Source organism: Micromonospora sp. NPDC047644 (assembly GCF_040704315.1).
GTDB lineage: Bacteria > Actinomycetota > Actinomycetes > Mycobacteriales > Micromonosporaceae > Micromonospora.
This window is the reverse complement of the sequence record NZ_JBEYSY010000001.1, coordinates 299,234-321,204: the sequence shown is the minus strand read 5'-3', so window position 1 is coordinate 321,204 and position 21,971 is coordinate 299,234. Positions and strand designations below refer to the sequence as shown.

Sequence of the window (21,971 nt, the reverse complement as noted above, 5' to 3'; positions counted from 1 at the left end):
ATCAGTCCGAGGGCAGCAGGGCCGCGGCCGAGCGGCGCTGCTGGACGGTGTCGATGACGCGCCAGAGGACGGCGGTGATCGGGACGCTGACGAAGGCGCCAGCGATGCCCGCGATCAGCGTGCCAGCGGTGACCGCCACCAGGATCACCGCCGGATGCAGTCGGACCTGCCGCTTCATGACCAGCGGCTCCAGCAGGTTGCCCTCGATCTGCTGGACGGCGATCACCGCCGCGAGAGTGAGCAGTGCTGTGGTCGGACCGTTGGCGGCTAGCGCCACCAGCACCGCCACCGCGCCGGCCACCGTCGCCCCGATGATCGGCACGAACCCACCGAGGAACGTGATCAACGCCAGCGGCAGGGCGAGTGGCACCCGCAGCACCACCAGAGCCAGCCCGATGCCCAGCGCGTCGACCGCGGCGATGAACATCGTGCCCCGGCTGTACGCGCCCAGCGTCTGCCACCCGTTACGGCCGGCCTCGGCCAGCACGGGTTGGTTCGGGCCGGAGACCCGGGACAGCACCCAGTGCCACATGGACCGGCCGTCCTTGAGCAGGAAGAAGAGCAGCACCAGAGCCAGCAGCGCGGAGCCGAAGACCTCGGTGGCGGTCCGGGCGCCGGCCACCGGGTCCGGGGAGCTGCCGCTGAGCCCCTCCCGGGCCTGGTCGACCAGGCGGTCCAGCTGTGCCTCGCTGACCGGCAGGGTGGACGTCACGAAGTCCCGGCTGCGATCGACCCCCTGCGTCAACTCCTGGCTGAGCTGATCGAACTGGCTGGCGGTCAGGTTCCAGACCAGGGCGCCGACGCCGACCAGGATGCCGAGCAGCAGCAGTACGGTGCAGAGCGCGGCCAGCGCCGCTGGCAGGCGCAACCGGCGCAGCAGCAGCAGGACCGGATCCAGCAGCGCGGTGAGGAAGATGGTGGCGGCCAGCGCGATGGCCAGCGGCGCCAACAGGACGGCGATCCGGCCGAGCAGGTAGAGCCCGGCGGCGATCACCACCAGGCAGGCGCTCCACAACACGGCGGTCCGGACCAGCCACGGCAGCGCCGCCCAGGTCTGGCGCGGCCCGGGGCCGCCTGTCGGTCCGGGTACCTCTGCGGCCATGTCGGTCCTCCTCGATGTCGACGAGGTCGGTACCCGGTCGGTCGTGCCCCGACACCCGATTCGCTGGCCGTCGCCCGCGCGGATCGTACGTCGGCCGGAGTGACGCCGGTGGGTGTTCGCCGATCACGTCCGCAGCGGCGGCGTTTGCGTGGTCCGGCCGAGGGAACGCGAAGGGGACGGACCGGACTGAGGAGGAACGCCGTGGGTGACTTCATGGACAAGGCCAAGGACTTCGCGGACAAGCATGACAAGCAGGTCGACCAGGGTGCGGAGAAGGCCGGCGACATGGCCGACAAGCGCACCGGCGGCAAGTACGGCGATCAGATCGACAAGGGCGTCGACCAGGCCCAGGCGCGCACCGGTGAGGGCGATCAGGTCCGCTGACCCACCGCGCTTCTCCCGGGTCGCCGAGCCGTCGGCGACCCGGGAGTGCCAGGTCCGGATGATGCGCCGGTCAGTGCTTGTCGCGGAGCTCGTCCATCGAGGTCGGCCGGCCGCTCAACGCGTCGCGTAGCCGGTCGACCAGGCCGATGCCGGGGGCGAGCAGCTTGTTCGCCGGTGGGTGCTCCGGGCTCCCCGGGTGTGGCCGGGTCGGCCCGATCTCCTTGATCACCGTCACCCGGGCGGCGATCTCGACCAGCTCCTCGCGGGCCGTCGCCGCGCGCAGCCGCGGAAAGAGCTCTTTCTCCTCTTCCGCCACGTGCTGTCGGACGGTGCTGGTCAGGTGGGCGAGCAGCTCGTCGAAGTGGGGGTCGGACGGGTCGGCCGACTCCAACTCCTTCATGATCCGCTCGACGTCGGCGTGCTCCGCGATCTCCCGGTCGGCGATCTCGTTGCCGTCGGGCAGCACCTTCCGGGCGATCGGATACACGTACGCCTCCTCGGCCACCGAGTGGCGGACGAGTTCGGCGATCACCACGTCGGCGAGGCGGCGGCGGTGCTCGACAGTGCCCTGCCGGGTCGCCAACTCGACCAGGACTGCCTCGATCGCACGGTGATCGGAGACCAGGATGTCGACAGCGTCGTGGTCGTCGGTGTTCGGTGGATTGGTCATGTCACGGCCCCTTACCGGTTGCGGATCGGTGGGAGGTGTGTGGCTCTGGTACCCCCACGGGGCTGCACAAACCCACGGTTGACGATGCGTACGACGGTGTCTGCGGTGCCTGCGGTGACGGTGGTGCCCGGCCGACACGATTGCCGTGCCGCCGCCGGGGTAACCGCCGCCATGGCCGACGACCGCCCGCCCGCCGACCGCGATCAGTCGCGGTTCGACGAGACCGCCCAGCGGACGGTCCGGCGGGTGCGGCACCGTGGCGGGCAGGCCGGTCGGGTCCGGGCCCGGCAGTGGGAGGTCACCCTGGTGATCTCCATCCAGGCCGGGCTGGCCGCGGCGATCGCCGCCCTGCTCGCCCAGAACCTGCTCGGCCAGGGATCGCACGTCTTCGCACCCGCCGCCGCCGTCGGCACGATCGCCACCGCCATCGGGCAGCGGGCACGGCGCACCTTCGAGCTGTTGGGCGGCGTGGCCCTGGGCATCATCATCGGCGACACGCTGCGATTCCTGCTCGGCTCGGGCCCGTGGCAGACCGGTGTGGTGGTCGCGCTGGCCATCGCCAGCGCGTTGCTGGTGGCCGGCAAGGGTGGTCCGCTCGTCGGTCAGGCCGGCGGTACCGCCGTGCTGATCGCCACGCTGGCCCCGATGCAACGCGGCCTGGAGGTGCCCCGCATCTTCGACGCGCTCGTCGGTGGTGCGGTCGGCCTGGTGGTGGTCGCGCTGTTGTTGCCGATCAACCCGATGCGGGTGCTGGACCGGGCCGCCGCACCGATCTTCGCGATCCTCTGTGAGCAGCTCGACGAGCTGGCGCAGGCGATCCGCGAGCGCGACGGTGCCCGGACCATGGGCGTCCTCGACCGGCTTCGCAGCACCGAGGACGACCTGGGCCGGCTGCACGACGCGCTCAGCGGCGCCGAGGAGGTGGTGACCATCGCCCCGGTGCGCTGGCACCGCCGGCAGCAGTACCACCGTTACGCCCGCAGCGCGGGCCACCTGGAGCGGTTATCGCTGGACAGCCGGGCGATGGCCCGCTGGTCGACCACCGCGTTGCAGTACGACGAGCCGATCCCACCGGAGCTGCCGGACGCGATGGGCCGACTGGGTCAGGCGGTGGCGGAGATGCGTGCGGAGTGCAAGGTCGGCGACGACACCCAGCGCACCCGTCGGTTGGTCGAGCAGTGCGCCGAGTTGGCCGGGCAGGCATCGGCGGCCGGGGTCAGGTCGTTCGGCGAATCCCTCGTCACCGGGCTGCGTACCGCGGCCAGCGACCTGCTCCGGGCAGCGGGTTACGAACCGGAGGACGCCAACCGGATCGTGCGCCGCGCGGCCGGAGCCGGCGAGGCGGAGATCCACCCGCCACTGCGCCGACAACTGCACCGGGCTCCGCCGACGCGAGCCGCCCGAGCCCGCCGACGCGCGCACCTGGCGTCCCGCACCCGTGACAACGGTCGGGCCGGCCTCCCCGCACGGGAGAGGCCGGCCCGGTGAACCGTCCGGATCAGGAGGAGTAGCCGCGCTCGGCGATCCAGTTGGCGACCTTCGGCAGGCTCATCCAGTACTCGCCCAACGCCGGGTCGGCCGGGTCGGCGACCCGGATCGTGTCACCACCGTCGCGGTAGCCGACGAGGGTCAGGTAGTGGCCCCCCTCGTACGAGTGCGGGTTGCCGTCGGTGTCCACGGTCGTGCCCTTGATGTTGGCCACCACCGGGCGGCCGGCGTCCACCGCGGCCAGCACGTCACGGCGCAACTGCTCGACCTGCTCGGGGCGGGCCACCGAATCACGGATCTCGGTGGTCCGGTACTTGCCGCCGGTCAGTTCGTTGAGCACCCGGGTGGTGTCCAGGGCCGAGGGGGTGCCCGCCTCGGTGGTGCCGAGCAGCCGGGCCACCTCGTCCTGGGAGAGCGCCTTGCCCTGGGCGGACAACGCGATCCTGGTCGCGGCCGGGCCGCAGTAGTAGAAGTTGGGCTGGGCCTGGTACTCGACGCCGAGGACCCGCTCGGCGTGCCTGTCGGTCTGGCTCGACGAGGCCGGCGCGGCGGGTGCCGGCGCGGCCTGTGCGGCCACCGCCGGGCCGAGGGCGCAGCCGCCGGCGACCAGCAGGCCGACGACGGACAGACCGCTCTTCTGGACGATCGGGTTCATGGTCGAGTCTCCGTTCGGGGGTTGTCGGCTCCGACAAGCGGAGGGCGGCAGCACCGGGAATGGCGCTCGGCGCAACACGGGGCCGACCAGCTGTGGTCTCGGCCCCGGGCGTACCGAGGGCGTAACGGCTCTGCTCCACCGAGAATTCCGCTGACTGTCGGCACCGGGGGCCGCGCGTCGTCCGGCCCGACCCGAACCGGTCATCGGGGACACCCGGTCAGCTCAGAGGCTGCCCAACAACCTGGTCACGGTGATCTCGATGACCACCCGCTCCGGATTCGGGCGTGGTGTCCGATACCGCTCGGCGTACCGTCGCTCCGCCTCCGCCACGGAGGCCGGATCCGACCGCAGCACCGCGCGGCCCTCGATGGTCAACCAACGGCGGCCATCCACGTGGCAGACGGCCACCGCCGCGCCCGCCGCGCCGGCAGCCGCCACCTGACGGGCCTTGCGGGACGCGCCGGAGGTGATGACCCGGGCCAGGCCGGCCGCCGGGTCGAGAGTCACCCCGACCGGTACGACGTGCGGGGTGCCGTCCGCCCGCAGGGTGGTCAGCGTCGCCAGGTGTCGTTCGGCGCAGAAGGCGACAACCCGCTCATCGTGCACGTCCAACCGATGATCGCCCGCCATGCCCGTCCCCTGTCCGCCGAACCGATCCCGATCATGGCACGCGGCGGCGCACCTGGCCGCGATCCGGCGGGGCGTCCGGCTGACCGGGCAGCTGGCGACCGGCCGCCCGACGCTGGTGCACCAGCCGGGTCAGGTAGATCAGCGCGGCGGCCAGGACCCCCATGTCATCCAGGTAGATCGGGTCCGGCAGCACGTCGACCGGGAAGATCGTGTAGATCAGCGCGCCGTAGAAGGCGATCTTGCCGCCCGCGCCCAGCCCGGTCAGCATCCGCCGGGTACGCACCACCCGCACCGCCAGCACCACGGCACCGACCAGTGTGGCGAGCGCCAGGATGCTGGCGATCACCACGAGGACCCACGCCTGTCGGGACATGCCGTCACGCTAACCCACCCGAGCCCGCGCGGCTCAGAACGCGGGCACCGTCGCACGGCCGCGAGCGATCACCGTGTTCTCCCGGGTCTGCTCGACGTTCTCCCGGGTCTGCGCGCCCACCGGCCGGGCAACCTCGCTCAGCGGCAGCACCGACGCGGACTCGGCGACCCGTCGCCCGCTCGCGGCGTGCGCCTCCTCGCGCAGACTGCGAGCCGCGGCAACCGCCACCTCCGCCGCCCGCCACGCGCTCTGCTCCCGCTCGCGCGCTGCGGCGTGCCGGGCCGCCAGGTTGTCCCGGATCGCCCGCTGGAGCACCAGCTCCTGCTCGACCGGGTGCAGCCGCGGGTCCCAGCCGTCGCGGTGCGCGAAGACGTCGCTGAGCTGCTCCACCGACAGCTCCCGCCGCCAGTACGCGTCCAGCGCCGCCCGGTGCAGGTAGCGCTCGCGGTCCGCGTACTCCGCGGGGGTCCGTACGGTGTGCGGCAGCGGCATCGCGGCCGCCGCGTCGAACCGCCGTACGCCGGCCTCGGCCGCCTCGTACGCCAGCCAGGCCGCCTCGACCGCCTCCTGGGCGGCCACCCATTCCGCCCGTCGACGCCGCACCGTGGTGGTCGCCCGCTCCGCGGCGACCGCGACCTCCTGCGCGTAGCGGCTCTGCTCCCGCTCCTCCTGCGCCAGCTCAAGTTGGCTCGGCATCGCGGCGCGCCGGATCCGGGAACCCGGGTCGAAGCGGAGCCGGCCGGGTCGCAGCAGGAGAGCGGAGACGGCGACGGCCACCACCCCGAGCAGGCTCAGCCAGATGACGGCGGCCCGGGAGAGGTCGGGCAGGACGGCGGAGAGGATGGTTTGCATGTATCAGCACCTCGCGGTCGAAGGCGGGTATCGACGGGCGGCAGGAAGGCGCGGCGGCACCGGTCGGCGCGGTGGCGGGATGATCCTGTGGACGGCGAACTCAGGTGCCGTGCGGGAGGATCAGTCGGGGTCGGGCCCCGGGGATCGCCGGGCCTGGCTCAGCGGGTGGGTGGGCCGCGTCGTGCGGGGGAGCCGCGGCCGGGATCGGCGGCCGGGACGTGCGCCGGGCCCGCCGCGACCGGACCGGTCGCCGTGGCGGTGTCGCGCGTGCCAGTCGGCAGGGCTTCAGCGGGCTGGCCGGCGCTCTCGTCGGCCGCGACGGCGTCCGGGCTGACAGTCGCCACCCGGCTGCTCACGGCGCTGGGCCGCAGCTGCGTGGGGGTGGGCGGTGGAGTCGCGGCGAGAGCGGCACCGAGGCCGACCGCGAGGACCAGCGCGGTGACCGCCAGGCGGGTCAGTTCCCGCAGTGACCGCAGCACAGCCCACCTGGCTGGGCGGACGGACGCTGCGGATGACACCCGACCAACCTATCGCCCGTTCCGGCCGACCGCAGCACGGCGATGGACGGCGCGGGCGTGACCGCCACCACCATGCGCACTGTGGACACCGCCGACCAGGGCCCGGGAACGGCAACGCCCCCGACCGGATCCGGTCCGATCGGGGGCGCCGCGTGCATCATCTGGGTGGCACCGCCGATGGTGCGGTCCCGCCCGTCGGTGGGCCGTGGTCAGTCGCCGGTGCCGAGCACCGGGGGCGCAGCCCTCTCGTCGCCCTGCCACACCATCTCGTCCTCGGTCAGCCAGGTCAGCCGCTCGTCGGAGTCGTCGTCCTGCGCACGACCCTGCCCGCCGAGCACACCGGGACGAGCGCCGCCGGACCCCGGCCGGGCGTTGCCACCGGTCATGGCCGGACGGCCGCCGCTCCCACCACGCTGGCCGTCGATGCTGCGCCCGACCCCGTTGGCGGCGCGGGTCTCCGCCGGGGCCGCGCCGCCGCCGGTCGGTCGAGCCGACGTGGGGGCCGCGCTGCCCGAGCCGGCGAGCGCGCCGCTGCGCAACACCCCGCCGGCCGGTGCCCCGCCCTGCGCCCCGTAGAGCAGGCCGGGACCGGTGCTCGCCGCGGTCGGCGCGCCGGCCGGCCCGGACAGCCCGACCAGCCCGGCGGCACCCCCGCCGAGCAGCGCGCCGCCGAGGAGCGGGTCCGCCCCGGCGAGGGAGGTGCCCCCGCCAGCGAGATCGTTGCCAGCGCCGGTCGGAACGGTCACGACAGCAGCCCCGCCGCCGGTGACTCCGCCGACCTCGCCCGGGGTCGAACCGTCGCCCGGCAGTTGCGCGACATGGTCGGGCGTCGAGATGGTCGCGTCACCCTTGCGCCCGGTGTCGGTGCCGGTGTGGGGGCCGCCGCTCACCCGGGCGATCGCCGAGACGCTCTGTGGCGTCGTCGGATCCTTCCGGGCGGTGGTCGGAGTGTCCGGGTCCGGTGGGGGCGGCTCGACCACCCGGTCGTAGGCGGAGAGCTCGTAACTGTTGGCCAGGCCGGCCACCAGGTTCACCATCCGCTGGTGGGCCTTCTCCTGCTCTGCCTTGTCCTGCTGGTGACCCGCGATGCCCCCGACGATCAGACCGGTCAGACCGAAGACCGCGCCACCCTTGATCGCACCGCCGATCGCCTTGTCGTTGTCGTCGGTCTCCTCCGGGCTCTCAGCCTGCTTGTGGGCGTCGCGCAGATGGTCGGCCATCATGGTCAACCCCTGCCTGATGCCGGCCATCCCCTCGCCCAGCGCGTCGGTGTGGGCGACGATGAAGCTGAGTCGCCGGTGGAACTCCTGACCCGCCGAACCCGTCCAGGCGTTGGCGAGCTTGTCGAGGTCGCCGCTCAGCTCCCGGCCGAGACCGTCGAGGATGCCCTTGAGCTCAGCCCACTGGGTGGCCACGCCCTCGATCTGCTCGGGCTTGCCCGCCATCAGGCCGTCGTACAGCTGCTGGTGGCTGTTGCCCTGGTAGCGCTGGGTGTAGTCAGACACGCCCGTCCTCCTTCGGCTGCAACGCCCGGTCGACCGGGGTCAGCGCGGCGGTGACATCGTCGGCGTTCGCCGCGTTACGCGCCTCGGCGGTGCGGTAGTTGTTCAGGATCGTGCTCGTCGCCTGCTGCGCCGCCAGCACCGCCTGCCGGATCCGTTCGGCCTGGTCGACATAGGACTGGTGGACCTCGCTGTAGCGTCGCGCCTTGTCGGTGGCGTCGAAGAACGAGCCCAGCGCCGGAGGACGGCACTGCATCTCGGTGTTGAGCTTGCGCAGCACCGACTCGGCCTGGCTCAACCGCGACGCCAGGTGCTCGTGGAAGTCCTCAAGGGACAACAGGTCGACTTCCGTACGCCCGGCCATGGCAACATCCCCGTCGTTCTGGTTGACAACCGTCAGCGGCATCCAGGTTAGTCCACCAGTGCGACTGAGGGCGACCCGTCGGAGCTGCTCAGCCGTCGGCGTCGGTCGATTCCGTGGACCCCCCGCCGGTCCCACCGCTCGACGGGGTGCCACTGGCCGGACTCGACGGTGGCGACCCCGACGGTGGCGCGGCGGACGGCGTGCCCGACGGCGGTGCCGCGGACGGCGAGCCCGATCTCGGCGCGGCCGACGAGGGTGCGGCCGACGGCGGCGCGCTCGGTGCCGGCCCGTCGGCGGCGAAGACGGCGAACGCGTCCTCGCGGTTCAGCGTCGGCCCGGTCGGGATCAGTGCCAGCAGGGAGCCGGGCACCGCCAGCGGGGTGATCCCGCCGTAACCGAGCACGTCGAGGGTCGCCGCCGAACCGAGCGGATACCGGATGCCCTGCGGGCTGATCAGGTAGATCGTCGACCCGGCGGCACCGGACCCGCTGGTCCCGGCACCGGGCGAGGCCTGCGCGATGACACCCTTGCCCCCGGGCAGCAACACCGCCTCGGCGGTGCGTACGGCGTCGCGCCTGGTCTGGCGCACCGGCACCAGGCCCGGATCGCTGTCGGTCAACTCGCTCGGCACCCGGTCGAAGACCTCCAGGGTGGTGGTCGGCGGGCCGCCCGCGCTGCCCTTGCGGTACGTCGCGCACAGCGTGGTCTGACCGGGCTGGGCCGGGTAGAGGACGGGCATCGTCGCCGGCACCCCCTCCTCCTCGATCCGCCGTTCCTCGAACGCCTCGCTGGCCTGGTTCGGCGTGATGTCGGTGATCCGACCGCCGTTGCTGACCAGCAGCAGCGCGGTGATCTCACTGATTGAGACGAGAGCCTCCCGGGTCAGCACGTAGTGCCGCCCGGCGGCCTTGAACACCGAACCGACGTCGTACGCCTGCCCTGCCACCGTGCGACTGCTGGGCTCACCCTCGCCGGGCAGTGACGGCCGGCGCAGCGGTGGCCCGGCCGGGACGGCGTTGAGCAGCTGCTGTCCGACCTGGAGTCGCTCGGTGCCGGCCATCCGCAGCGCCGTGATCGTGCGGGACGGGTCGAGCAGCTGGAGTCGGGTGTCGCTGGTGACCAGGTACCGCTGCTCGTTCGCCGAGACCAGCACCGCCCGGTCACCCAGTGGCGTGCCGCCTGGCAGCGCACGGTCGATCACCAGCCGGGTGCTGGACCGCTGCCGGTCGACCGGGTCGGGCACGTCGCAGACCGACCAGGGCAGGCCGGTCAACGACTTGCGGTCCGGCAGGGCGTCCGGTGCCCCGACGATGCCGACCGTGACGCCGCGGGGCCGGTCCCGCAGCGACGCCTGGGACATCGTCCGCACCTGGGCGCTCGCATCGTTCACGATGAGGCGCGCCGAGGTGTAGTTGAGCGTCGGGTGCAGCTTGCCCTCGATGAACACGTACGTCGCGCCGGTCTCCCGTTCGATGACCAGGGTCTGGTCGTCCAGCGGCGCCGTGCCACCGGTCAACTGGCCGTAGGCGCCGACCCCGCCGAGCACGATGGCCGCGGTGAGGACACTGCCGAAGACGGCCATGCCGAGCCGTCGCATCGGCAGGTTGGTGGTCTCCGGATCACCCGACAGCAAGGCGGAGACGATGCGGCGGGTGACGAAGCGGTACGCCTGCACCTGATCGCGGCGGGTCCGCATGACTTACCTCCGGCGGGGTGGATCCGCGACGATCAGGGTCGGGGTGCCGTCGCGGGCTTCCCTACGATAAGGGGCCGACTGTGGTTCCTTGGGACCACCGCTCGTGGCCGGCACCGGAGAAGACCCGGCGCAGAGTCGTACCGTGCAGGAGGGACAGTCAGCGATGACGCAGGTTCAGGCGCCACCCGCCCGAGCGGTCACGGACCCTGTCGACGCTCCGACCCGGCCGGCGCCTCCGGCCGAGCGGCCCGGCCGTGGGCGGGTCGGCCCGGTGTTGGTCGGGCAGCTCGTCGTGCTGGAGCTGTGCGTGGTCGGCGTCTGGGCAGCCACGGCCGGACCGAGGTGGGTGCTCGCCGCGGCGGGTGTCGCCTCGCTGCTGGTCGTCCTGGCGGCCTTCGCCCGTCGGGGTGGCCGCTGGTGGTTCGAGGACCTGCTGCTGCGCCGACGGTTGCGTCGACGTGGTGACCGGGCGTCGGCGGCGCTGGCCAGCGGCACGGCGACCGACCCGAGGTTGGCCGCGCTCGCTCCCGAGCTGAGCGTCATCGAGTTGACCGACCGAGGCACCCGGCTCGGCATCGGGCGCGACGACCAGGGCTGGTTCGCCGCCGTCGCCCTGCAGTCCGCCACCGGCGCGGCGGTCGGCTCCGTCGACGCCGCCGCCGTGGACCGCGCGCTGCGGGTGCTCGCGGACTTCAGCGCCCCGATCTCCCGGGCCCAGGTCGTCGCGCACACGTTGGTCTGGTACCCGGCACCCGGCGCTCCGCCGGCTGCGCACCGGACCGTCTGGATGGCGGTGCGACTCACCGTCCGGGACGCCCGGGTCGAGGCGGTGAGCCGGGGCGGCGGGTTGACCGGCGTACACCGGACGGTGGCGGCCGGCATCGGCCGGCTCGGCAAGGCGCTGACCTCGGCGGGGCTGGCACATCGCCCGCTGGGCCGGGAGGAGCTGCGCGCGGCCATCGTCTCGGCCGCCGGCCTCGACCTGGTGCCCGAGGCACCGGCGGAGAGTTGGCGTGGGTTGCGCGGCGGCGGCTGGACGCACCGCTGCATGGCGTTACGGGGCCGCTTCGACGCGCCGCTCGGTCCGCTGGTGGACGCGATCACCGCGACCTCGGCGCCGTCGCACACGGTGGCCGTGACCGTCTCGTCGGACGGTCGGGTGGCAGCACCGCTGCTGCGGGTCGCGGCGATGGACAACCACGTCGAGGCCCTGGTCAAGGTGGTTCGGGAGGTCGCCGGCCGGGTGGGCGCGTCCACCCGGCCGATGGACGGTCAGCACGCCCCGGGCGTCTACGCCACCGCTCCGGTCGCGTCGGCGCTGGGCGTCTCGGCCGACCTGCGGTCGCGCTGAGAAGTGCGGGGGCACACGGTCAGGGGCGGAGGTTGACGATCCAGCCGTAGAGGCCGCAGACCCAGAAGGCGAGCGGCACCAGCGAGATGATGAGCAGGATCTCGGCGATGTCGAGCAGGCGGCCCCAGACCGGCGAGATGCGCTTGCCGGCGACGGTCAGGCCGTAGATCAGGCTGATCACCGCGGCGAGCACCAGACCGCCCAGGATCAGGCCGAGCCGGACCGGCAGCGACCCACCGGCGAAGGTGGTCGCGGCGGCCAGGCCCAGACCCACGGTGCCGGCCAGCAGCACCGGGGTGCGCTGCGCCCGGCCCAGGAGGGGGCGGGCCCGCAGCAGTGCCAGCAGGGCCAGCACCAGGCAGAGCAGCACCGCGGGCAGGCGCCCGTCCAGGGCCAGCACGAGTTGCGCGCCCAGCACCAGCAGGGACACCGTCCACAACAGACCGGTCAGGAACGCGTCGGCGCGCTCACTCTGCTGGAGCACCTGCCGGCCGTCCACCGACTCGCTGTCGGTCTTCAGATCCTCCGGCCCGGTGGGAATCGACGGCACCGGCAGCCGGGCCAGCCGGTAGGCCATCATCGGCAGCGCCGGCACCACGCCGAACGCGACCGCCGCGACCACCGCCGCGGAGGCCGCCGCGTCGAGGCCGAGGGCCAGGCAGAGCACAGCGCCCAGGCCGGTCGCGGCCGCGACCCCGATCGCCGCGAAGAAGAGAGGATACCGGTCGCCGACCGCCAGCACCGCCACCGCGCCGGCCACCACCGCGGCGGTCGCCGCGAGCAGGACATGCGGGCTGGCCAGGTCGGTGAGCGCCCGATCACCGGCCAGCAGCAGCAGGCCGCCGGTGGCCGCGTGCGCCAGGCCGACCAGGGCCAGCACCGCGCCGGTGCCGCTGTCACCGGCGGCCCTGGACAGCACCGCCGCGCCCACCAGCAGCGCCACCGCGACCAGCAGCGCGGCCAGCGCGCCGGGCAGGTGCGGCGGACCGGCGAAGAGGGCGGCGAGCGCGCCGGCGCCGAGCGCCGCCGCCGCGAAGACCACAGCGAAGGAGCGGGTCGCGCCGACCTGCCAGGCGCCGGGGCGCTGGTTGGTCGCGGTGGCGACCGCGTCCACCACGTCGTCGAAGACGATCTCCGGCGCGGCGTCGGACCGGGGGTTGAAGTAGAGCACCTCACCGTCGCGGACGCTGAGCTGCGCTGCGGTACGACCACCGTCGAGGGGCGCACCACCCAACCGGGACAGTGCCCAGCCGCCGTGCCGCGCGCCCTCGTCGGCCATGTCCTCGCCGGCGTAGCGCAGCAGCGTGGGAAGCAGGTCCGCCAACGGGACGTCCGACGGCAGCGCCAGGTCCATCCGGGTACGCGGGGCCACGATGGTGATCCGGCTGAGACCGCCGGTCGCCGTCTTCGTCGCCACAGTGGCCTCCAGGTGTGCGTCTGTGATCGGCGGGCTGGGATGCCGCGGTCCGGGTCCACCGCGCACACGGCAGATTACCTACGATGACGGCACGTACGATGCCCACCCGCGGGCGGTGTTCCGCGGGAAGCACGTCATCAGGGCCGCTTCTGGGGAGGAGACAGCCGTGAGCACTGTGGTGTTCCGCCGGCTCCCGCGTCAGCCGGGGCCGGCCCTGCCGCGCGGCGAGGTGCTGCTGGAGTCGCCTCCTGAGCTGCCCGAGCCGACACCCCGCGGGATGGGGCAGCTGCTCATGATCCTGCCGATGTTCTGCGGGGTCGGGGCCATGGCGTTCCTCTACGCCGGCAAGGGCGGCGGCATGATGACCTACGTCGCCGGTGGTCTGTTCGGTGTCTCGATGCTCGGCATGGCGATCGGCTCGTTGGCCAACAGTGGCGGCAAGGACAAGGCGGAGCTGAACGCCGATCGCCGCGACTACATGCGCTACCTGGCGCAGATGCGTAAGCGCACCCGGCGGGCCGCCGAGCAGCAGCGGGCCGCGATGGCCTGGCGGCACCCGGAGCCCGACGCGCTCTGGTCGATCGCCGCGTCCCGGCGACTCTGGGAGCGGCGGATCACCGAGGACGACTTCGGCGAGACCCGGATCGCCCTCGGCCCGCAGCGGCTCGCCGTGGAGATCGTCCCGCCGGAGACGAAGCCGGTGGAGGACCTGGAGCCGATGAGCGCCATCGCGCTCCGCCGGTTCGTCCGGGCACACTCCACGGTGCCCGAACTGCCGACGGCGCTGTCGGTGCGCGCGTTCAGTCGGGTGGTGCTCCGCGGTGACCGCGAGCCGGTGCTCGACCTGACCCGGGCGGCGCTGGGGCAGCTGACCACCTTCCACGCACCGGACGACCTGGTGATCGCCGTGGTCGCCGCACCCGACCGGCAGTCGTCCTGGGACTGGGTGAAGTGGCTGCCACACGCCCACCACAGCGGTCGGACGGACGCCGCGGGCGCGCGCCGGCTGGTCTTCGCCAGCCTGGCCGAGGCCGAAGCCTCGCTCGCCGCCGAGCTGGCCGGGCGGCCCCGGTTCGCGCCGGAGGCCAAGCCGCTGACCACCGCCCCGCACCTGGTCGTGGTGATCGACGGCGGGGAGATCTCGCCGACCTGCCAGCTGGTCGGCCCGGGTCTGCTCGGGGCCACCGTGATCGACCTATCCGGGACGGTGCCGCGCGACGCCGGCCGCTGGCTGCTCTGCCTCGACGTGAACGACGGAGCCTCACTCGACCTGGTCCGGGGCAGTTCGTCGTCGACGCTGGGTCGTCCCGACCGGCTCAGCGCGGAGGCCGCCGAGGGGCTGGCCCGACAGATCGCCCCCTTCCGGCTCTCCCAGCAGCAGACCGGCGGCGACGAGCCGCTGGCGCGCAGCACCGAGCTGCCGGACCTGCTCGGCGTCGGTGACGCCGCGGCGGTGGACGTGCAGAACACCTGGCGCCCGCGTGGGCACCGCGACCGGCTGCGCATCCCGCTCGGTGTCGGCCCGGACGGCAATGTGGTCGAGCTCGACTTCAAGGAGTCGGCGCACGAGGGCATGGGCCCGCACGGTCTGGTGATCGGTGCGACCGGCTCCGGCAAGAGCGAGCTGCTGCGTACGGTGGTGGCCGCGTTGGCGGTGACCCACTCGTCGGAGGAACTGAACTTCGTCCTGGTGGACTTCAAGGGCGGCGCGACCTTCGCCTCGCTGGAGGCGCTGCCGCACACCAGCGCGGTGATCACCAACCTGGCCGACGAGCTGCCGCTTGTCGACCGGATGCGCGACGCGCTCGCCGGCGAGATGGTGCGCCGTCAGGAGCTGTTGCGGGCGGCCGGCAACTACGTCTCCCGCTTCGAGTACGAGAAGGCGCGCTCGGCCGGTGAGCCGCTGGCGCCGATGCCCAGCTTGTTGATCATCTGTGACGAGTTCAGTGAACTGCTCGCCGCCAAACCGGACTTCATCGACCTGTTCGTGATGATCGGCCGGTTGGGTCGGTCCCTCGGCGTGCACCTGTTGCTGGCCAGCCAGCGTCTCGAAGAGGGCAAGCTGCGGGGCCTCGACACGCACCTGTCGTACCGGATCGGTCTGCGGACCTTCTCCGCTGTGGAGAGCCGCATCGTGCTCGGCGTCCCGGACGCCTACGAGCTGCCGAACTCGCCGGGCCACGGCTACCTGAAGACGGACACGAGCACCATGCTGCGGTTCCGGGCCGCGTACGTGTCCGGCGCGTACCGGGCGCCGGGGCAGCAGGCCTCCGCCTCGCAGGCGCTGGTGCAGCGCCGGATCGTGCCCTACGGTCTCGACTTCGTGCCGGTGCAGGTCCCGCAGGTGCCGGTGGCCACCGCTCCGGAGGCGGAGCAGCCGGCCGACGGCAAGGCCGTGGCGATGCTTGACGTGCTGATCGACCAGCTCAAGGGTCGGGGTCGCCCGGCGCACCAGGTGTGGCTGCCGCCGTTGGCCGACCCGCCGGGTCTGGGCGAGCTGCTCGGTCCGCTGGCGGTGGACCCGACCTACGGGTTGTGCACCGCCTCCTGGCCGGGGCGTGGGCGACTGACGGTGCCCGTCGGCGTGGTGGACCGCCCTTACGAGCAGCGTCGGGATCCGATGATGGTCGAGCTGGCCGGGGCCGGCGGCAACGTGGTCATCGTCGGTCGGTCGCTGAGCGGCAAGAGCACGATGCTGCGTACGCTGCTGGCCTCGTTGGCGCTCACGCACACGCCGCGGGAGGTGCAGTTCTTCTGCCTGGACTTCGGTGGTGGCGCGCTGCGCAGCATGGAGCGGTTGCCGCACATGGCCGGGGTGGCGGGTCGGCGCGACGTCGAGGCGGTCCGCCGGACGGTGGCCGAGGTGGTCGCCGTCCTGGACGATCGGGAGGGTCGTTTCGCCCAGCACGGCATCGACTCGGTGGCAAGTTACCGTCGCCGTCGTGCCGCCGGTGAGTTCGCCGACGACCCGTTCGGCGACGTGTTCCTGGTGGTGGACGGGTGGAACACCCTGCGCCAGGAGTACGAGGAGCTGGAGCAGACCATCACCACGTTGGCCAACCGGGGCCTCGGCTTCGGTGTGCACGTGGTGCTCACCGCCGTGCGGTGGGCGGAGATCAGGATCAACATGCGGGATCTGCTCGGCACCAAGCTGGAGCTGCGCCTCGGTGACGCGTCGGAGTCCGAGATCGACCGTCGGGCGGCGAACAACGTGCCGGAGAAGTCGCCCGGTCGTGGTCTGACCCGGGACAAGCTGCACTTTCTCACCGCGATCTCGCGGATCGACGGCCGCCGCGACATCGAGGATCTGAGCGAGGCATCGCTGTCCCTGGCCGGGCACGTGGCGGCGAACTGGCCGGGGCGTCCGGCGCCCAAGGTGCGGTTGCTGCCACGCCGGTTGCCGGTGTCGGAGCTGGCCCGGATCATCGACCGCTCGGCGCCCGGTCTCCCGATCGGTGTCAACGAGTCGGCACTAGCGCCGGTCTACCTGGACCTGGCCAACGAGCCGCACCTGACGGTCTTCGGCGACGCGGAGTGCGGCAAGACGAACATGCTGCGCCTGATCGCCCGGGGGATCACCGAGCGGTACACGCCGGCGCAGGCCCGGCTGGTGATCGCCGACTACCGGCGTGGCCTGCTGGGCGCGGTGGAGGGTGACCACCTGCTCGACTACGCCCCGTCGAACCAGGCGTTCGCCCAGGGGCTGGGGTCGATCCGTAGCGCCTTGTCCAACCGGCTGCCCGGCCCGGACGTGACCACCGCACAGCTGCGTGATCGGAGCTGGTGGAAGGGTCCGGATCTCTACATCCTGGTGGATGACTACGACCTGGTGGCGTCGGGCGGCAGCAACCCGCTGAGCGCCCTGCACGAGTTGTTGCCGCAGGCCCGCGACATCGGCCTGCACCTGATCGTCACGCGCCGGGTCGGTGGTGTGTCCAGGGCTCTGTACGAGCCGGTGCTGCAACGGCTGCGCGAGTTGGACTCGCCGGGGCTGCTGATGTCCGGCAACCGGGAGGAGGGTGCGGTCTTCGGTACGTTGCGGCCGAGCCCGCAGCCGGCCGGGCGGGGCACCCTGGTGCGCCGTCGTGACGGCCAGCAGCTGATTCAGACCGCGTGGTCTGAGCCGGTCTGAGCGCTGTCGTTCGTTCGGCAGGGGGTGGTGGGCCGTTCCGGCCCGATTCACCACCATCCATCGAACGTCCCCGGTCAGGGCTGCGAGAGCTGGACACGTTCCGCTACGGTCTTCACAGGAGTGTCCGTCGGTGGGGTGTTGCTGCCTTGCCGCGGGGGAGGGGTGCGGCGAAGCCGCCACCACAACAGACGGAAGGGTGTGAAGCATGGCGTTCGAGGTCGAAGCTGCGACTCTGCATACCGCCGCGAGTGACGTGCGGTCCACGCGCAGCGAGGTCGACGGCGAGCTGAAGAAGCTGTGGAACGTGGTCGACGACCTGGCCATCGCGTGGAAGGGTCAGGCGTCCACGGGCTTCCAGTCGCTGATGACGCGCTGGAACGAGGACACCGTCAAGCTGCTGACGGCGATGGACAGCATCGCGGACCTGCTCGACAAGTCGGGTACGACGCACCAGGTCAACGACGAAGAGCAGCAGCAGATGCTGGACAAGTTCCACTCTGCTCTCAACCCGTGATCCGTAGCCGGCAGAGGAGGAAATCGTGACGATCAAAGTTGACTATGCGGTCCTCGAGAGCAGTAACCAGCAGATGCAGAGCATCTCGAAGACCCTCGAGGAGAAGCTCGACACGCTGCGGTCGATGCTGACCAAGCTGCACTGGGACGGCGAGGACCGGGTCGCCTACGAGCAGCACCAGGCGAAGTGGGACGCGGCGGTCCGGGACATCAACCGGATCCTGAACGAGATCGGCGGTGCCGTGGGCATCGCCCGCGAAAACTACCTCACCACGGAGATGAGCAACTCCAAGGTGTGGAGCTGAGGCATTCGCACCAGCGGCTCCGGTCCGGTTCGCCCGGCCCGGAGCCGCTGTGTGTCTGGCGTTGGCGGGTGTAGGAGTGGGTGCCGGGCCGCGGTGCGTGGGTCAGCCGGCGGTTGGCGCGTCGTTGCGTCGGCCGGGGCGCCAGTCGCGTCGGCGGCCCAGGGCCATGATCGGTCGCGCGACCAGCAGCAGCCCGGCGAGTAGCCCGCCGATGACCGCTGCCCAGATCGCTGTGGGGCGCTGCCAGCTCAGCGGGTCGTCCCGCACGGCGGGCGCCGGGAGCGCGCTCGCCGGCGGGTTCGCCCTGGTGCCGAGCAGGCTCGACACCGCCCGGTACGGGTTGACCATGCCGTACCCGATGTCGGCGTTCTGACCCTCGGGTGGGTTGTCGGCGGTGCGCTTCAGCCGCTCCGCGACCTGCTGCGGGTCGAGACCGGGGTAGGCGGCCCGGACCAGCGCGGCCGCCCCCGACACGTACGCGGCGGCGTAGCTGGTGCCACCCTCCGGGACGGTGCGGTAGCCGCTGTTTCCGGGTGCCGGCCCGACGATGTTCATCCCGGGCGCGGCGATGTCGACGTAGTCGCCGCTGATCGAGGTGCCGACGTGGCCGCCCTGCTCGTCCACCCCGCCGACCGCTATCACCCCGGGGTACGCGGCCGGGTAACCCGGCAGGTTCTGCGAGTCTTCCGACCGGTTGCCCGCGGCGGCGACCAGCACCACCCCTTCGGCCAGCGCGCGATCGACGGCCGCCGTCAGTTCGGGGCGGGGCACTGTGGTCAGGGACAGGTTGATCACGTCGGCGCCCTGTTCGACGGCCCAGTCGATGGCCGCGGCGATCTGCGCGGGGAGTTGCGGGTTGTTGACCGCGCCGAGTTGCGGCAGCACCCGGATCGGCAGGATGCGGGCGGCCGGGGCGATGCCGCTGAAGGGGACGACGGTGCCCTCCCGGCCCGCGATGATGCCCGCGATCAGCGTGCCGTGCCCGGCCTCGTCGCACTGGCCCTGGCGGGCCGGCAGGCCGTTGAAGTCGCGACCCTCCAGCACCTGCCCCTTGAGCAGCGGGTGGGCGGCGGAGACTCCGGAGTCGATCACGGCCACCGTGATCCCGGCGCCCCGGGACAGCGGCCACGCCGAGGACGGCTCCAGTCGGCGGAGCGCCCACGGCATCTGGGTCAGGCTGTCGGTGCCGGTGGGACCGCAGAGGGGCGGCGCGGCGGTCGCGGGGGAGGGTGCCACCAGGTCGGCGCCGAGCAGGACCGCCAGCGTTCCACTGAGGACGCCGTGAAGGGCGCGGCGGGACGGGGTCGCGCTCATCGGCGGGCATTCGCGCACCAGCAAAGGTTACCGCCGTGACCGTCGCTCAGCGGACCCCGGTGACCGGGGTCAGGCCTGAGGCTCCGCCTTCGCGGTGGGCACGTCGGCGAACAGCGCGAGCAGGTCGCCGACCTGCCGGTCGGCCTCGGCGGGGTGCCGGAACCGGCCGGCCGGGTTGAGGGTGTATTCGTTGCGCCGCCCGACCCGGGTGCGGTGCAGGTAACCGCCGGCCTCCAGGTCGGCGACGATCGCCTGCGCGGCCCGTTCGGTGACCCCGACCTCGGCGGCGACGTCCCGCAGCCGGGCGGTCGGATCGCGGGCGATGGCCAGCAGGACGTGTCCGTGATTGGTGAGGAACGTCCAGTTCCGCCCGCTGCCGGTGTCGCCCGTCACCGTGGTCGCCATCGTGTGACCGCCCTTCCGGATGTCCGTCTGCCCTCGCGAGAGTCTGGTCGCCCCGCCCGGAAGAGGTTGCCCAGGGGGTGGTCGGCGTCAACGTATGAAATCTAAATCACGCATCCCTTGACGCATCTTACGGTGCGTGTGACGGTGGAGCACGAGCCAGCGCCCGCCGCCCGGCCGGCGGATAGCCCTTTGACCAGGTCAGATGCGTCGAGACGAGGTGCGGGATGAGTCATACCGGAAGCTCCGGCGGTCAGCCGGGTCCGCAGCGGACCACCGACCGGGCCACCGCGCTGATCGAGCCGACCCGGGCGTACGCCGAACTGGTCGCCGGCAACCGGCGCTTCGTCGACGGCGCCCCACGCCACCCCAACCAGGATGCCGGGCGCCGGGCCGCGGTGGCCGACGGGCAACAGCCGTTCGCGGTGATCGTCGGCTGCTCCGACTCGCGGCTGGCTGCCGAGATCATCTTCGACCGGGGTCTGGGCGACCTGTTCGTGGTGCGCACCGCCGGGCACACCGCCGGCCCCGAGGTGCTCGGCAGCGTGGAGTACGCGGTGACGGTGCTCGGCACCCCGCTGGTGGTGGTGCTCGGTCACGACTCCTGCGGTGCGGTGCAGGCCGCCCGGGAGTCCGCCGCGACCGGTACCGCGCCGAGTGGCCATCTGCGGGCCGTGGTCGACGCCGTGCTGCCCAGCCTTGGCCGGGCCGAGGCCGAGGGCGTGGACGACATCGACGGCATCGTCGACATCCACATCGCACAGACCGTCGAGACGTTGCTCGCGCAGTCGCCCGTGCTGGCCGAGGAGGTGGCGCGGGGACGGTGCGCGGTGGTGGGCGTGTCCTACCGGCTGGCGGCCGGAGCGGTACGTCCGGTGGCCGCCGTGCCGGCCGGCTTCGCGACGTCGACGACACCGGCCTCGACCGACCCGGCCGCGCCCGCCATCGTCTGACGCGACGAGGGCCGCTCCGCGTCACGCGGAACGGCCCTCGACGAAATCGTGCGGGTCAGAGCAGCGACATGTGCACGTGGTCGGTGTGGTTCGACGGCCCGCTGTACGAACTCCAGCCGGTGGCCGGGAACCAGATCTGCCGGTTCCAGATCACGTAGTAGATGCCGAGCCGGTCGGCGTTACGGATGAGGAACGCGGCGACGTTGTTGCCATACATGCGGGTGTCGTTGTTGTGCCACGGGGAGAACCCGCTCTTCTGTAGCGACCAGTCGCAGGCGCGGCCCTTCGGGTGCTCCCACGGCCCGCCGGGGCGGTAACAGCCGACGAACCGGTTGAAGCCGGCCGCCTTGACCTCCTTGTACGCGTGCAGCGTGCGCGGCGTGACGCAGCCGGACGTGGTGGGGTCCTTCTCGCTGCACGACTGGGACTTCCAGTCACCGTCGGCGGTGCGACCCGGGCCGATCTTCGCGACCTTGGAGGTGGCATCCACCAGGCCGCCGGTGAATCCCTTGCCGCCGACGAGGGAGAGCGCCTTGTCGGCCTCGCTCTTGCGCTTCGCCATCAGAGCGGTCTGCTTCTGCTGCTCGCGGACCTCGGTGTCGAGCGCCAACTTGGCCTGCTCGGCGCGGGCCTTCACCTCGTTGACCTCGGAGAGCTTCTTCTCGTTGACCATGTTCATCTCGTCGAGCATCCCGGCGCGCTGGACGAACGAGTCGGGCGCTTCGCTCTCCAGCAGCATCGCGACCGCGCCGATCCGGCCGGTCCGGTACGCCTGGGCGGCGATCTGCCCGACCTGCGGGGCCAACGCGTCCAGGTCGGCCTTGGCCCGGTTGACCTCCGCCGCCAACTCGCTCTGCCGCTTCTTGGATTTGTCCAGCTTGGACTTCGCGGCGGAGTAGTCACGGTTGGCCTGCTCGATGACGTCGTTGAGCAGCTTGGGCTCGCCGTCCTCCTCGTGCCCGGACGGTGTGGGGTTCGTCGGGGCGGCATGCGCCGGGAACGGCCCGGCGAACACGGTCAGTGCGGCGATCACGGCCACCACGGGGGTCAACCAGCGGCGTAGGGGTGCCGTCACAATGTTCCCTTCCGTCGACCGCCGACCGGGTTAGCTGACGGGTTCGGGGCGGAAGCGGCCCCTACCGCTGATGCGGATTCACCCCAGGTACCTGGGTCCCCGGCTCGCCGGTTGGCGATTGGGCGGTGGCACCGCAGGCGCCGCTTCGCGCCTTCATCGGTAACCGGCAGCGAGGTTACCCGAGAGTCGACCGGCTGAGCTACGCCTGGATGCCGACCAAAAGCGTCATTTCGCCATAGCGTTGAGTGACCAATGACGGGGTTCTCAGGGTGGAT

21 protein-coding genes and 1 riboswitch are annotated in these 21,971 nt (G+C 72.4%); of the genes, 7 read left to right on the top strand and 14 right to left on the bottom strand.

Annotated features, from left to right (window positions below):
• Position 1: 1 nt before the first annotated feature.
• Positions 2–1,102, bottom strand: a complete 1,101-nt coding sequence (locus AB0877_RS01490; protein WP_366605639.1) for an AI-2E family transporter — start codon at positions 1,100–1,102, stop codon at positions 2–4.
• Between the two features lie 201 nt (positions 1,103–1,303).
• Here AB0877_RS01490 and AB0877_RS01485 point away from each other — a divergent pair, with 201 nt between their 5' ends.
• Positions 1,304–1,486, top strand: a complete 183-nt coding sequence (locus AB0877_RS01485; RefSeq protein WP_091395189.1) for an antitoxin — start codon at positions 1,304–1,306, stop codon at positions 1,484–1,486.
• Positions 1,487–1,556: 70 nt separating this feature from the next.
• Here AB0877_RS01485 and AB0877_RS01480 read toward each other — a convergent pair whose 3' ends face one another.
• A complete protein-coding gene (locus tag AB0877_RS01480) occupies positions 1,557–2,156 on the bottom strand; it encodes a hemerythrin domain-containing protein (RefSeq protein WP_366605638.1) in 600 nt (199 codons plus the stop codon).
• A 105-nt stretch (positions 2,157–2,261) separates the two neighbouring features.
• Here AB0877_RS01480 and AB0877_RS01475 point away from each other — a divergent pair, with 105 nt between their 5' ends.
• Positions 2,262–3,644, top strand: coding sequence for an FUSC family protein (locus tag AB0877_RS01475; RefSeq protein WP_366605637.1), 1,383 nt, complete (start codon positions 2,262–2,264; stop codon positions 3,642–3,644).
• A gap of 10 nt (positions 3,645–3,654) precedes the next feature.
• Here the strand turns inward: AB0877_RS01475 and AB0877_RS01470 are convergent, their stop codons facing one another.
• From AB0877_RS01470 to eccB, 8 genes are all read right to left on the bottom strand, one after another.
• Entirely contained in the window at positions 3,655–4,299 is a 645-nt protein-coding gene (locus AB0877_RS01470) for a C39 family peptidase (RefSeq protein ID WP_366605635.1), read from the bottom strand.
• 222 nt (positions 4,300–4,521) lie between these two features.
• A complete protein-coding gene (locus AB0877_RS01465) occupies positions 4,522–4,929 on the bottom strand; it encodes a TIGR03618 family F420-dependent PPOX class oxidoreductase (RefSeq protein ID WP_366605634.1) in 408 nt (135 codons plus the stop codon).
• 31 nt (positions 4,930–4,960) lie between these two features.
• Positions 4,961–5,302 (bottom strand): YkvA family protein, encoded by a 342-nt coding sequence (locus AB0877_RS01460; protein ID WP_366605633.1) that lies wholly within the window; start codon positions 5,300–5,302, stop codon positions 4,961–4,963.
• 33 nt (positions 5,303–5,335) lie between these two features.
• Positions 5,336–6,154: a hypothetical protein gene (locus AB0877_RS01455; protein ID WP_366605631.1), complete on the bottom strand. Its 819-nt coding sequence runs from the start codon at positions 6,152–6,154 to the stop codon at positions 5,336–5,338.
• Between the two features lie 158 nt (positions 6,155–6,312).
• Complete coding sequence (locus tag AB0877_RS01450) at positions 6,313–6,633, bottom strand: hypothetical protein (RefSeq protein ID WP_366605630.1); 321 nt, start codon at positions 6,631–6,633, stop codon at positions 6,313–6,315.
• Positions 6,634–6,881: 248 nt separating this feature from the next.
• A complete protein-coding gene (locus AB0877_RS01445; RefSeq protein ID WP_366605628.1) occupies positions 6,882–8,177 on the bottom strand; it encodes a hypothetical protein in 1,296 nt (431 codons plus the stop codon).
• A complete protein-coding gene (locus AB0877_RS01440) occupies positions 8,170–8,580 on the bottom strand; it encodes a hypothetical protein (RefSeq protein ID WP_355004994.1) in 411 nt (136 codons plus the stop codon). Before AB0877_RS01440 ends, AB0877_RS01445 begins: the two co-directional genes overlap by 8 nt.
• 46 nt (positions 8,581–8,626) lie before the next feature.
• Positions 8,627–10,234 carry a type VII secretion protein EccB gene (eccB, locus tag AB0877_RS01435; protein WP_366605627.1) on the bottom strand — a complete coding sequence of 536 codons (1,608 nt, stop codon included), beginning with the start codon at positions 10,232–10,234 and terminating at the stop codon, positions 8,627–8,629.
• 163 nt (positions 10,235–10,397) lie between these two features.
• Here eccB and AB0877_RS01430 point away from each other — a divergent pair, with 163 nt between their 5' ends.
• Entirely contained in the window at positions 10,398–11,585 is a 1,188-nt protein-coding gene (locus tag AB0877_RS01430; protein ID WP_366605626.1) for a type VII secretion protein EccE, read from the top strand.
• A 19-nt stretch (positions 11,586–11,604) separates the two neighbouring features.
• Here the strand turns inward: AB0877_RS01430 and eccD are convergent, their stop codons facing one another.
• Positions 11,605–13,002 carry a type VII secretion integral membrane protein EccD gene (gene eccD, locus AB0877_RS01425; protein WP_366605624.1) on the bottom strand — a complete coding sequence of 466 codons (1,398 nt, stop codon included), beginning with the start codon at positions 13,000–13,002 and terminating at the stop codon, positions 11,605–11,607.
• A 166-nt stretch (positions 13,003–13,168) separates the two neighbouring features.
• Here eccD and eccCa point away from each other — a divergent pair, with 166 nt between their 5' ends.
• The 3 genes from eccCa (at position 13,169) to AB0877_RS01410 (ending at position 17,952) form a co-directional block, all read left to right on the top strand.
• The gene (gene eccCa / locus AB0877_RS01420; protein WP_366605622.1) at positions 13,169–17,134 is read left to right on the top strand and encodes a type VII secretion protein EccCa; all 3,966 of its coding nucleotides are present in this window, start codon (positions 13,169–13,171) and stop codon (positions 17,132–17,134) included.
• 205 nt (positions 17,135–17,339) lie between these two features.
• Positions 17,340–17,648: a WXG100 family type VII secretion target gene (locus AB0877_RS01415; protein WP_030329557.1), complete on the top strand. Its 309-nt coding sequence runs from the start codon at positions 17,340–17,342 to the stop codon at positions 17,646–17,648.
• Between the two features lie 25 nt (positions 17,649–17,673).
• Entirely contained in the window at positions 17,674–17,952 is a 279-nt protein-coding gene (locus AB0877_RS01410) for a WXG100 family type VII secretion target (protein ID WP_366605620.1), read from the top strand.
• Between the two features lie 102 nt (positions 17,953–18,054).
• On the opposite strand, the gene mycP is transcribed toward AB0877_RS01410, so the two are convergent.
• The gene (gene mycP, locus AB0877_RS01405; protein WP_366605618.1) at positions 18,055–19,266 is read right to left on the bottom strand and encodes a type VII secretion-associated serine protease mycosin; all 1,212 of its coding nucleotides are present in this window, start codon (positions 19,264–19,266) and stop codon (positions 18,055–18,057) included.
• 69 nt (positions 19,267–19,335) lie between these two features.
• Positions 19,336–19,671, bottom strand: coding sequence for a MarR family winged helix-turn-helix transcriptional regulator (locus AB0877_RS01400; protein WP_366605616.1), 336 nt, complete (start codon positions 19,669–19,671; stop codon positions 19,336–19,338).
• A 224-nt stretch (positions 19,672–19,895) separates the two neighbouring features.
• On the opposite strand from AB0877_RS01400, the gene AB0877_RS01395 reads away from it, so the two are divergent.
• A complete protein-coding gene (locus AB0877_RS01395) occupies positions 19,896–20,621 on the top strand; it encodes a carbonic anhydrase (protein ID WP_366605614.1) in 726 nt (241 codons plus the stop codon).
• 55 nt (positions 20,622–20,676) lie between these two features.
• Here the strand turns inward: AB0877_RS01395 and AB0877_RS01390 are convergent, their stop codons facing one another.
• Positions 20,677–21,696 (bottom strand): hypothetical protein, encoded by a 1,020-nt coding sequence (locus tag AB0877_RS01390; RefSeq protein WP_366605612.1) that lies wholly within the window; start codon positions 21,694–21,696, stop codon positions 20,677–20,679.
• A 4-nt stretch (positions 21,697–21,700) separates the two neighbouring features.
• Positions 21,701–21,831: riboswitch (cyclic di-AMP (ydaO/yuaA leader) on the bottom strand.
• Positions 21,832–21,971: the final 140 nt, after the last annotated feature.